Origin of the sequence: Lysobacter sp. 22409 (genome assembly GCF_052045105.1) — a bacterium.
Classification (GTDB): Bacteria; Pseudomonadota; Gammaproteobacteria; order Xanthomonadales; family Xanthomonadaceae; genus Lysobacter; species Lysobacter antibioticus_B.
The window spans coordinates 51299-63385 of sequence record NZ_JBQEOE010000022.1 but is presented as its reverse complement, the minus strand read 5'-3'; the positions used below and the strand labels follow the sequence as shown (position 1 = coordinate 63385).

General features: G+C 68.3%; 6 protein-coding genes. 1 reads left to right on the top strand and 5 read right to left on the bottom strand.

The window, feature by feature from the left end; all coding sequences use genetic code 11:
• Positions 1 to 160: 160 nt before the first annotated feature.
• Complete coding sequence (locus tag ACTJJK_RS12865; protein ID WP_031371528.1) at positions 161 to 754, bottom strand: alpha-ketoglutarate-dependent dioxygenase AlkB family protein; 594 nt, start codon at positions 752 to 754, stop codon at positions 161 to 163.
• A gap of 231 nt (positions 755 to 985) precedes the next feature.
• On the opposite strand from ACTJJK_RS12865, the gene ACTJJK_RS12860 reads away from it, so the two are divergent.
• A complete protein-coding gene (locus tag ACTJJK_RS12860) occupies positions 986 to 2635 on the top strand; it encodes an electron transfer flavoprotein-ubiquinone oxidoreductase (protein ID WP_031371527.1) in 1650 nt (549 codons plus the stop codon).
• Positions 2636 to 2718: 83 nt separating this feature from the next.
• Here the strand turns inward: ACTJJK_RS12860 and ACTJJK_RS12855 are convergent, their stop codons facing one another.
• The 4 genes from ACTJJK_RS12855 to ACTJJK_RS12840 form a co-directional block, all read right to left on the bottom strand.
• A complete protein-coding gene (locus ACTJJK_RS12855; protein ID WP_440730389.1) occupies positions 2719 to 4992 on the bottom strand; it encodes an FG-GAP-like repeat-containing protein in 2274 nt (757 codons plus the stop codon).
• 54 nt (positions 4993 to 5046) lie between these two features.
• The gene (locus ACTJJK_RS12850) at positions 5047 to 7341 is read right to left on the bottom strand and encodes an FG-GAP-like repeat-containing protein (protein ID WP_440730388.1); all 2295 of its coding nucleotides are present in this window, start codon (positions 7339 to 7341) and stop codon (positions 5047 to 5049) included.
• 65 nt (positions 7342 to 7406) lie between these two features.
• On the bottom strand, positions 7407 to 9668 hold the full coding sequence (locus tag ACTJJK_RS12845; protein WP_161786090.1) for a reprolysin-like metallopeptidase: 2262 nt from the start codon (positions 9666 to 9668) through the stop codon (positions 7407 to 7409).
• 53 nt (positions 9669 to 9721) lie between these two features.
• The gene (locus tag ACTJJK_RS12840; protein WP_440730387.1) at positions 9722 to 11881 is read right to left on the bottom strand and encodes an FG-GAP-like repeat-containing protein; all 2160 of its coding nucleotides are present in this window, start codon (positions 11879 to 11881) and stop codon (positions 9722 to 9724) included.
• Positions 11882 to 12087 lie beyond the last annotated feature (206 nt).

The following is a 12087-nucleotide window of genomic DNA, read 5'->3' as shown; positions in this document are numbered from 1 at the left end:
CTCAGTCGCGTCGTAGTTGCGGATTCGCGGTCGCAGCTTGCGCAGCTCCTACAAGGCGCTTCGGCTGGACTCGACTGACTCTTGCTCTTGGGTAGGAGCGGCGCGAGCCGCGATCGCGCCAACGCACCGACTGCGTCACCCGCACAGAACCAATGCCCTGTCACACCCGCGGCCCGATTACCCGGAACGTCAGGTTGATCCGCTCGCCCACCGGCCGCGCCGTGCGCGGCAGCGCATGGCGAAAATTCGCCTGGGTCGACCCCGACATCACCAACAAACTGCCGTGCCCCAGTTCCAAGGCGCCCTTCAATTCCGCACGGCGCCGATGCTTGAACGCGAAGCGGCGCGTCGCCCCGAGGCTCAAGGACGCAATCACCGGCCTCGGCCCGAGCTCGCGCTCGTCGTCGCTGTGCCAGCCCATCGCATCGCGGCCATTGCGGTAGCGATTGGCGAGCACGCTGTTGAAGCCGACCCCGAGCTCGCGCATCAGCCGCTCGCGGATCGGCGCCAGCGCAGCGGGCCAGGGATACGGACGGAAGTCGGCGCCGGAGTAGCGGTAGTGCGCCTCGGGGTCGCCGATCCAACTGCTGAGCCGCGGCGAATCGTGCTCGCGCCCGAACAGGCGGATGCGGTGTACCTCCCAGCGGATGTCTTCCACCAGGGCGGCGTACAGGGCATCGGCGGCGGCGCGCTCCAGCCAGTGCGGATCGAAAGCCAGTTCGGCGTCTTCCAGAGGCAGGCGTTGCAAGGGCATGGCGGCACGCTAGCACGCGTCGCGCGGGCCTCGCGATCCGGATCTTGCGCCCGCCCGGCGGCCATCGCCCGGCCTCCATACGCCCCTCGCCGCGAACGTCCGGGAACGCGTGCGCAACAGTACGCAAAGCGTTTTAAACGCCGGCGCAGCGCGGCGCCGACGGGGTCACATTTGGCGCTGCCGCCGCAAACCCGCGACAATATGCGGATCGCACGCCAGAGTCCCGCCAGCATGAGCGAACAGCCGATCGATACGGTCCAGCCGTCCGACACGCCAGCCATCGAAATCGAACGCGACGTCATGGAGTACGACGTCGTCACCGTCGGCGCCGGCCCGGCCGGGCTGTCGTTCGCGATCCGGCTCAAGCAGCTCAATCCGGAGCTGTCGGTCTGCGTGATCGAAAAATCCAGCACCATCGGTGCGCACATCCTGTCCGGCGCGGTGATCGAGACCGGACCGCTGGACGCGCTGCTGCCGAACTGGCGCGACAACCCGCCGCCGATCTGCGTGCCGGCCACCGACGACGAGTTCTGGCTGCTCAGCAAGACCGGCGGGCGCAAGCTGCCGGTGCCGCCGGGCATGCACAACCAGGGCAACGTCATCGTCAGCCTCGGCGCGATGTGCGCCTGGCTGGCGCCGCAGGCCGAAGCCCTCGGCGTCGAGATCTACCCCGGCTTCGCCGCCGCCGAGACCCTGCACGACCCCGACGGCCGCGTCGCCGGCGTGCGCATCGGCGACATGGGCATCGCCAAGGACGGCAGCCACAAGTCCGGCTTCACCGCCGGCATCGACATCCGCGCCAAGGTCACCGTGTTCGCCGAAGGCGCGCGCGGCCATCTGACCAAGCGCCTGATCAAGCGCTTCAAGCTCGACGCCGACAGCGACCCGCAGGGTTATTCGATTGGCATCAAGGAACTGTGGCAGGTGCCGGAAGACCGGGTCAGCCCGGGCAAGATCGTGCACAGCTTCGGCTGGCCGGCCGACAGCCACACCTACGGCGGCAGTTTCCTGTATCACCTCGACAAGGGCCGCATCGCGCTCGGCTACGTCAGCGGCCTGGATTACCGCGACCCCGACTACAAACCGTGGGAGGCCTTCCAGCAATGGAAGAACCACCCGATGGTCAAACCGCTGCTGGAAGGCGGCAACCTGGTATCGGCCGGCGCGCGCGCCATCGTCACCGGCGGTTACCAGTCGCTGCCGAAGGTCGAGATGCCCGGCGCGCTGCTGATCGGCGACACCGCCGGCCTGCTCAACGTGCCCAAGGTCAAGGGCACCCACCAGGCGATCCGCTCCGGCATGCTCGCCGCCGAACACCTGGCGCAGTCGCTGAGCAGCGAAGGCTTCGACGCCAAGCTGCGCGCCTCCGATGCGATGGCCGAACTCAAGAAGGTCCGCAACATCAAGCCCGCGTTCAAGCGCGGCCTGTGGTTCGGCATGCTCAACGCCGCCTGGGAAACCGTCACCGGCGGACTCTCGCCGTGGACCCTGAAGAACAAGGCCGACTGGTCGTCGTTGCAGAAACTCGGCGAGGCCGAGAAGCCCAAGCGCGATTACGTGGATCGCAGCCTGGCGCCGCGCGATCGCCTCGCCTCGGTGTACTTCGCCGCCACCGAGCACGACGAAGACCAGCCGGTGCACCTCAAGGTCGCCGACACCAACATCTGCATCACCCAGTGCGCCGAGGAATACGGCAACCCCTGCACGCGCTTCTGCCCGGCCGGCGTCTACGAGATCGTCGAAGAAGCCGGCGCCAAGCGCCTGCAGATCAACTCGGCGAACTGCGTGCACTGCAAGACCTGCGACATCAAGGACCCGTACGAGATCATCAACTGGGTCACACCGGAAGGCGGTTCGGGGCCGAATTACCAGAACCTCTGAACGGCTCCGCGTAGCGATCGCCGCAACCGGCAGACCGCCCTCGGGCGGCCTGTCGGTCTTCCGCCTTAGCGCCGCAGTCGTAATCAGAACAGGGCGACGATCGTCCAATCCGGCGGATACGGCCTGTAATCCGTGTAGCGGCGGCCGCCGCCCCCGACGTACTCGTAGCCCATCGACGGCCAGGATTCGCCCTGACGCGGCGGGCGGTTCCAGATCAATTCGGCGCCCGGCGCGGGGCTGTAATTGCGTGCGGTCACGAAACTCTGGCCCGGCACGACCGGCAGACTAGGATTGGCCTGGATCGCAGTCCCGTTCATCAGCCAATAGCTCAGCACGTCGCCGTTGGGCGACATCCAGAACATGTCCTCGCGGCCATCGTCGTTCATGTCCGCGGTGGCGACGTACTTCCAGCCGGCCGGACGCGCAGCGAGGCGGGTGCCGGCGAAACCGTTGCCGTTGAGGTTGACGTAGAGATTCAGGTCGCTGGCGCTGGCATAGACGATGTCGCTGAGGCCGCGCCCATGGAAATCGCCGATGCCGAGGATTTCGAACCAAGCCGGCATCGGCGCGGTCCTGCGCTCGGACACCGACAGCCCGCGCATGATCCAGACCACGATCTCGCCTTTGGCGAGGTCGCGCCACAGCAAATCGGCATTGTCGTCTCCGTTGAAATCGCCGGTGCCGACGAAGGCGAGCCCGCTGGCGGCTTCGTTGATGAAGCCCTCCACGAAGCCGTCTTCGTGAGCGGTCCATACCGTCAGCGAACCGCTGTCCGGATCGCGCCACAGCACGTCGATACGCGAATCGGTGTTGAAATCGCCCAAGCCGATCGGCCGATACTTGCGCCACGGCGAATAGAACGCGCCGGAAGCGTACATGGTCCCGCCGCCGCGCCAGTACGAAAACTGCGCCTCGGCCGCGTTGTGCCAGAACATGTCGGCATAGCCGTTGACGTCGTAATCGTCGCGCGCGGCCGGGGCGCGCACGGTCTCGTTGCGGAACGCGCCGGCCACCGGCGTGGTCCGGTTCAAGGTCAGCGCGTTGTCGGCGTAACCCGCCTGCCCGCAATAAGTCCAGCCGCAAGGCGCGGCTATACGCGGATTCGAGAACACCGAACCGCCCCACAGATAGCGGTCCGCTTCGTACGCCAGGAAGCTCCCGGACGGGTACTGGCCGCTCATGTAGCGGTAGCCGTACGAATACGAGTACGCGCCGGACACCGCCGAACCGTCGATGCCGGCGTGTTCGCGATCGTGCTGGGCGCCGAGGTTGTGCGCGACTTGATGCATCAAGGCGGTGTTGGCGCAGGCGGCGTTGATCACCGAATAGCCGTAGCCCGAGTCGCCGGCGCTGATGCCGCGTCCGCCGGCGCCTATCAGCCAACCCGCGCCGCAATCGGCGGTCGAGCTCCCGGCGTCGCGCAGCAGCACCACCAGGTCGCCGCCGTGCGCTTCGCGGGCGGCGCGAAGTGCGTCGAACGCAGGATCGACGCTGACGCCGCTCGCGCCGCTCATGCGTTCCAGCACGGCCTGGCTGGACAGCCCGGAAGCGTAGTTCACCGGCAAGGTGCGCACGACCCGCAACCGGGCATTGACCAGGCTCTGGAACAGCATGTCGTTGCCGACCGCGACCATCTGATTGAGCTTGGTCAGCATCGCATCCTGGTTCGGACCGGTGATTCCCACCACCAGGTCGATCACGGCCGACGGCGGCGAATAGGCGCTGGCGGCCGCCATCGTCGCTCCGTTTCCGGACCGCACCGCGCCGGGCGTCGGGGCGGGCGGCACCAGGAAGTCGGACGACGCTGCGGCTTTGCCGGCCGCGACGCTCGCGGCCTGCGCAGGATCCGCCTCGACCACCCACGCCGCGCCGTCGCGCGTGGTCAATTCCAACGGTGCGGCGCCCGGCACCGAAATCGATCCGTAAGCCGCCGACACGCCGAAGGTCAGCACGACCCGCCCGCGCGCGGCCTCGCCGTCGATGCGGCCGATCCAAGTCCAATCGCCCGATGCGGCGGTCGCGTCGCGCTCGTAACGCACGCTCAGCGCGCGCCCGCCGGGCGTGCGCAAATGCAATCGGCCACTGGCCACCGCGGCGCGCGCATGCGCTTGGCTGAGGCCGATGCGATGCCAGAGCAACCCGTGCTCGCGCATCGCGACGGTCTTGTCGGGATAGACCAGCAGTTCGCCGCGATCGGCCGCAACGCCAAAACGCAGGTGCGGCCGGCTCCCGGCGGCATGCGTCTGCGACGGAACGGTCGGAGTGCGGGCAGCATCCGATCCTTCGCGGTCCCGGTCGACCACGACGCAGCCTGCGCCGGACATCGCCAGGATCGCCATCCACAGCCACTTGTTCATCGCCATCCCTACCGTGCTTCTATGCGTGTTCGTGCATGGCCGACCGGAGCCCGGTCAACGCATCGGATGCAACTCCCAGCCGACCGGGTACTGGTGGTAGACAATGAAATCGAAGCCGTTGATCAGGGTATTCCTGCCGACATTGCGCTCGCCGACGCTGGTCCCGCCCTTGGGCACGTCCCAGATCACGTCGGCTTCGGCGATATGGCCCGGGCCGCGCACCACGCCCGCCAACTGATGCCCGGCGCGCAATGTCTGGCTCGGGTTGGCGGTGATGCGCGGGCCGTCCATGACCCAGCGGCTCAACGTATCGCCGGCGGGATTGGCCCAGTACATATCGTCGCGGCCGTCGCCGTTGTAATCGCCCGTCGCCACGTAGGTCCACCCCGGATGCCCGGCGACCACGGCACCGGTGAAGCGCATCGCATCGTTGACGTACAGGTTGACGTTGGCGCCGTCGGCGTAGACCACGTCGCTATAGCCGTCGCCGTTGAAATCGCCGATACCCAGGATCTCCATCCAGCCCGGCATCGGCGCCACGGCCTGTTCGACGATGCGCTCCTCGCGCATCGCCCAGACCTTCATTTGCCCGGTGGTGTAGTTGCGCCACAGCAAGTCGTAACGCTCGTCGCGGTTGAAATCGCCGACTCCGACGATGTGCATCCCGGGCTCGTAGCCGCCGACGATGCGCTGCTCGAAGCCCTCGCCGACCGCCACCCACAACACCAGGAACCGGTCCAGGTCGCTGCGCCACAACACGTCAGCGCGACCGTCGCCGGTGAAGTCGCCGATGCCGGCGACCCGGTAGGCGGAGACCATGCCGAACGCCTGCGAGGACTGTTGCGGGCTCATGCCGCTCCAGTAGGCAAACAGCTGCTGCCCCTTGTTGCGCCAGAACAGCTCCGGATTACCGTCGCCGTCGGTGTCGTAGCGGGCGAAACCGCCGCGCGTCAGCTTGCGCCGGAACCGGCTCACGATCGGAATCGTCTGCTGCAGGGTCAGTACGTTGTCCGCTTCGGCCGTGCCGCAGGGCGGCGGCGGGCCCTCGTCCCCGGCATAAGCGCAGGACCGGCGCGGGTTGGACAGCGTCTGCATCGGCCGGGTCGTGCTGGAGGCCGCCAGAGCGGTGTGGAACGTGGCGCCCACATAGTCGAACGAATACGGATAGGCGCCGTACTCGACGCTGCCGCCGGCGCTGGCGGTCGCCAGGTCGTGCTGAGCGCCGAGGTTGTGGGCGATCTGGTGCAGGAAATACATGTCCGAGCAACCCGAAGCGTTCTTGACCACCGAGTAGCCGTAGGCCGCGTCGCCGGCCTCGATGCCCTTGAGGTTGGCGCCCAGCAACCAGGAGGCGCCGCAGCCCGGGGTAGCGACGCCGACCATGTCGCGCACCAGCACCGCCAGGTCGCCGCCGAACTGCTCGCGCGTAGCGCGCAGACCGGCGAAGGCCGGATCCGGCGCGACCGTCGGGCTGCCGGTCAGTTTCCGCAACGTGATCTGATCGTTGGCGTCGTTGACGTAGTAATCGACGTAAGTGGCATTGACCATGCGCAGACGCGCCTTGACGCCGCTGCTGCGCAGTATCGAATTGGCGAAGCTCATCATGTCGTTGAGGTGGGTCATGACCACCGAACGCGGCCCCTGCTCTGTGTAGCCCACCACCAGATCGACCAGGCGCATCGCCGGGTCGGTATTGGCCGCGGCCGGCGCATCGGGAAGCTTGTCCGCAGCGACCGTCGGCGGGATCAGATAGTCCGGCGCGGCCGCGGCCGCGGCGGCGGCAGCGGGTTGGGCCGCGGCGGGGTCGGCTTCCACTGCCCAGGCGGCGCCGTCGCGCGTGATCAGGCGCAAGGCGCTCTGGCCGGGCACGGCGAAGGTGCCGAACACTGCGTCGGCGCCGAAGGTGACGGTCGCGCGCTCGCCGGCGTTGCCGTTGGCGGCGCGGCCGACCCAGGTCCAATCGCCGTTGTCGTGCCGGACCTGTTCCTCGTACGCGTAGTCCAGAAGCTGCCCGGAAGGCGTGGTCAGGCGCAGGCGGCCGCCGGCCGTCGCGGCACGCGCATGCGCCTGGCTGATCCCGCCGACCCGATGCCAGACGAATCCGCTTTCGCGTCGCGCCGGCGTGGCGCGCGAGTACGACAGCAGTTCGCCGCGGTCGGCCAGCCCGGCCAAGCGGCTTCGCGCATCGGCGTACGCCGGTGGCGGCACCGATGCGGCCGTAGCGGCAGGCGCGGCGACCAACGACGCGCCTGCCGGCCGAGCCGCCGCGACGGGCGGGTTGGGCGCGGTGCAGGCGCCCGTCGCAAGCCCGAGCAACAGGGCGGCACCCAATTGGATTTTGCTGCGCATTGCTTGCTCCATTTCGTTGTCGCTCGATTGCGGCTGCGCTGGTCGCCGTACGGCGGCAAATTGTCTCAGCGCGGTTCCCAGCCGGACGGGAACGGCAAGCTATGGGTCGCGCCCGGCAAGTACGGGGCGTCAACCACGGTGATCTTCAAATTCGGCGACGACTCGGCGTTGTAGGCCGGCTCCAGCCAGATCAGCTCGGCGGACGGATTGCCACCGACGTGGCGCGCGGCGATGAAGCGCCGATCCGGATAGGTGGTCAGCGACGGGTTGCCGAGAATGCGGGCGCCGTCCATGGTCCAGTAGCTGACCGCGGTACGGGCGCCGTTCTGCCAGATCAGGTCGTCGCGCCTGTCGTTGTTGAGATCGCCGCTGCCCAGGAAGGTCCAGCCTTGCGGCCGTGCGGAGATCCGTTGGCCGGCAAAACCAGCGCCGTTGTTGAGATACAGATTGACCTCGTTCGAATCGGCATAGATCGCGTCGCTGTACCCGTCGCCGTTGTAGTCGCCGATGCTCAGCACCTGGTACCACTGCGGCATCGCGGCGACGAACTGCGAACGGATCTGCGCGCCGTTCATGGTCCAGACCTTGAGCAACTCGGCGCCGTAGCTGCGCCACATCAGGTCCTGCTTCTCGTCGCCGTCGAAGTCGCCGATGCCGACGAAGCTCATGCCCGGCTCAAAGCCGCCGATGCCGCGCTGCTCGTAGCCGTTGTCCTTGGCCACCCACAGCACCAGGTACTTGTAGGCATCGCTCTTCCACAGCACGTCGCTGCGGCCGTCGCCGGTGAAGTCGCCGATGCCCGCCACCTCGTACTCGGCCTGCATGTAGAAGCCGGCAGAGCGTTGACTCGCTATAGGATCGAGCCAGTAGGCGAATTCCTGCGTCCCGGGATTGCGCCAGTAAACATCGCCGGTGCCGCCGGCGTCGAAATCGCCGCTCACCACACCGCCGAGCACCTTGCGCGGACGGAAACTGGCGACGACCGGGATGGTCTGGCGCGCGGTACGCACGTTGTCGGCCTCGTTCGCCACCCCGAGCACGCAGGGCGAGGCGGGGTGACAGGTGATGTCCGGGGTCGAGTAGGTATACGAATAGCTGGCATCGACCTGGAACGGATACGCCATCGCGGTGCGGGTCTGGCCGTAACCCGGGTTGCCATGGACGTAGCCGAACGCGTACGGCGTCGCACCGTATTCCAACACCCCGCGCGGGCTCGCGCTGGCGCGGTCGTGCTGCAGGCCGAAGCTGTGCCCGATCACGTGCGGTGCGGCGAACGGGTGGCAGTAAGGCATCGACTGCGCGCCGGTGTAGTTCCACACCAGATAGCCCAGGCCGGCATCGGAAGCGTCGATGCCTTTCAGGTTGCCGCCGATCAGCCACGACGCGCCGCAGGCCCGATCGGTCTGCAGGCCCTGGTTGCGCACCAGCAGAACCAGGTCGCCGCCGTAAGTGTCGCGCGCCTGGCGCAGCGCCGAGAACGCCGGCGCCACGGCCACGCCGTCGGCGCCGGTCATTTCGCGCAGGACCTGGAAATTGGCGTTGCTGTCCGGATACTCGACCTGCATCGCGTGCACGATGCGCACGCGGGCGTTGATCGTGCTGACGTACAAGGCGTTGTTGATCGTGGCCTGCAGGTTGTACAGGTCCGATTCCGCGCGGGCGCGGTCCTCGAACACGCTCGCGTAGCCCGGGGTGTAGCCGATCACCAGATCGACGATGGCCTGTTGGTCCGCGGGCCCGCCGGCCGCTGTATCGGCCGGCCGGTCGACCGGCGGCATCAAATAGTCGGTTTCGAAGCTGACCGCGTCCGCGAGCGTTGCTGCGGGGCCGAGGGCCTGCGCGCGCCCGACCCAAGTGCGCCCCTCGAACGTGGCCAGTTGCCATGCCGAGCCGTCCGCTTCCGCGACGGTGCCTGTCGCGCCGTAGGGGCCGAACACCAACAGCGCGCGCGCATCCGCCGGACCGCTTTCGGCGTGCCCGATCCAGCTCCAATGATCGCCGTCGCTGCGCTGATGCTCGAAGCGGAACGGCAGGCTGCGCCCGTCCGGCGTCGGCACGCTCAGCCGTCCTTGGGTCTGCGCGGCAGCCAGCGCATGGCGTCGGCTCAGCGTCACCGCATGCCACTGCATGGCCCCGACCCGGCGCGGGGCAACGCTGCGGTCGTAGGCCCACAACTGCCCTTCCGGTACGGCCCGCGACGCGGCCGGCACGGTCGCTACCGCGGTCCTGCCTGCGCGCTCGCCTTCGCGCTCCTGCCCTGCGCGCTGAGCCTGCGGGGGCTGGCACGCTGCCAGCAAGACCACGGACGCCCACATCCACTGTTTCATTTGCTTTCCCCCAAGGTGTCGGTTGGCGCGACCGGCGACGGTCGGCGCGGCGCTTATCTGATTTCCCAGCCGCGCGGATAACTCGCGTAGCGCGAGTCGTCGTTGACCGGCGAATGCATGCGCAGGTAACGCGGCCCCGAGGGCGCGTCCTCGGCCGCATCGTCCCAAAGCAACTCCATCCCGGAGCGACCGAAGAGGTGGCGCATCCCGGCCAGACGTTCGTAGGATTCGGTGCGCAGGCTGGGATTGCCGACGATGCGCGCTCCGTCGAGGCGCCAATAGCTCAGCGTGCCCAGCGCCGGATTGATCCAGGACATGTCGTCGCGACCGTCGGAGTCCAGATCGCCGCTGCCGGCATACGTCCAGCCCCCGGGCCGACCGGCCACTCTGGCGCCCGAGAACGAGACGCCGTCGTTCATGTACAGGTTCACGCTCGCCGAATCGGCATAAACGATATCGCTGCGGCCGTCGCCGGCGAAATCGCCGATGCCGAGGATCTCGTACCAGCCGGGCATCGTCGCGTTGCGCGTGGATGCGATCTGCTCGCCGCGCATCAGCCACAGTTTGAGCTCGCCGGTGGCATGGCTGCGCCAAGCGATGTCGTAACGCTCGTCGCCGTCGAAGTCGCCGACGCCGACGAAGCTCATGCCCGGCTCGAAGCCGCCGATCGCGCGCTGCTCGTACCCATCGCCCTGGGCCGCCCACAGCACCAGGTAATGATCCGGATCGCTCTTCCACAGCACATCGCTGCGGCCGTCGCCGGTGAAGTCGGCCACGGCGGCCACGTCGTAGGGCGCGACCATGAAGAATCCGCGGCCGGCTCTGGGTTCGGCGTACGGCCAGATGGCGAATTCCTGGCTGGCCAGATTGCGCCAGTACAGTTCGGCGCCGCCGCTCATGTCGAAATCGCCGACCACGCTGCCGCCCGGCACGCGCTTGGGACGGAAGCTGCTCAGCACAGGAAAGGTTTGCCGCGCCGCGCGGCGGTTGTCGGCCTGGTCCTGCACGCCGCACACCTGCCCGTAGCATTTACGCTCGGGCGTCGAAAGCATGCTTCGATGCTGGGGCGTTTCGACCGGATACGCCATGACCGTGCGGATCGCGTTCGGATCGGTCGCCGGCCCGGAAACGTAGCCGAAGGCGTACGGGAAAGCGCCGTATTCCAACGTGCCGTTCGGGCTGGCGCTGGCACGATCGTGCTGCAGCCCCAGGGCATGGCCGAACTGGTGCGCGGCGCTGTATTCGGTACAGAAGTAGCGGCCCAGGTCCCAGTCGAACACCGCATAGCCCAGCCCCGAGGACGCACGCGCGTACGGCGTCAGCCCGCCGCCGATCATCCAGGACGCGCCGCAACGGCCGCCCTGCGGGCCGTCGTACTTGCGCACCAGGTAGACCATGTCGCCGCCGTAGGCGTCGCGCGCGCGGCGCACCTCGGCAAAGGCCGGGTGCGCCGGCACGCTGTCGGTACCGGTCAGCTCGCGCAGGGCCTGCAGGTCGTCGGTGTCGTCGGGATAATCGACCTGGACCGCATGAACGATGCGCACCCTTGCGTTAATGCCCATGGACAGCGCCGCGTTGATGCCGCCGAACAAGGTGTCCAGGCGCAGGGCCAGACCATAGTCCCCACCGCCGCCGGGCTGATCGAAACGCGCCCGGAAGCCCTTGGTGTAGGCGACCACGATGTCCGCACCGGCGCGCTCGTCCTGCTCGGAGCCAACGCCGGGATCGGCCGGCAGCGCGGCCGGCGGCATCAGGTAGTCGACCTGCGACTGCGCCGCCGAGGTGGCCGCTGCCGCGGCCCGCGGCGGGTCGGGCTCGATCAGCCAGGTGCCGTCGCGTTCGGTCGCCAGGTGCAGGGTCGTGCCGCCGGGACGGTCGACACTGCCGGAGATGCGGCTGCCGTCGAAGGACACCACCGCCCGCCCCGGCTGCCGACCGTCGCTGCGCCCGGTCCAGATCCGCGCCCCGGACAGATCGCCGGTCCACGCGCCGGTGGAGCGGAACGCCAGGACCTCGCCGTCGGGCGTGCGCAGCCGCAGACGGCCCTGCGGCCGGGCCGCGATCGTCAATTGGGCCGAATCCAGGCGCACCGGCCACCAGGTGGCGGCGCCGCGCCGCTGCGGCTTCGCCCCCGGCTCGATCCGGATCGGCTCGGCCGCGGCAGCCGTCAGCGGTACGGGGATCGGCGGCTGTGCCTGCGACGCGACCGCCATCGGCATATCCGCACGAGCACTATAGGAAAAGCCAGCGTCCGAGCTTGGCGGCACGGTCTGCGTGCACGCCGAGGCCAGGGCAGCGGCCCCGACCAATATCCATTTGCGCATGTGCGGCCCCCCTGGGTGCACCAATGGTGCCATGCGTCACGGATTGACTTCAATCTGTGCCAGGTTGCACATAAACAAAATACGAAGGCCGCCCT

Excerpts from the sequence above, each read along its gene's own strand:
- ACTJJK_RS12860 (WP_031371527.1), top strand. The coding sequence starts at position 986 with ATGAGCGAACAGCCGATCGATACGGTCCAGCCGTCCGACACGCCAGCC.
- ACTJJK_RS12845 (WP_161786090.1), bottom strand. The coding sequence starts at position 9,668 with ATGAAACAGTGGATGTGGGCGTCCGTGGTCTTGCTGGCAGCGTGCCAG.
- ACTJJK_RS12865 (WP_031371528.1), bottom strand. The coding sequence starts at position 754 with ATGCCCTTGCAACGCCTGCCTCTGGAAGACGCCGAACTGGCTTTCGAT.
- ACTJJK_RS12850 (WP_440730388.1), bottom strand. The coding sequence starts at position 7,341 with ATGCGCAGCAAAATCCAATTGGGTGCCGCCCTGTTGCTCGGGCTTGCG.
- ACTJJK_RS12840 (WP_440730387.1), bottom strand. The coding sequence starts at position 11,881 with ATGGCGGTCGCGTCGCAGGCACAGCCGCCGATCCCCGTACCGCTGACG.
- ACTJJK_RS12855 (WP_440730389.1), bottom strand. The coding sequence starts at position 4,992 with ATGAACAAGTGGCTGTGGATGGCGATCCTGGCGATGTCCGGCGCAGGC.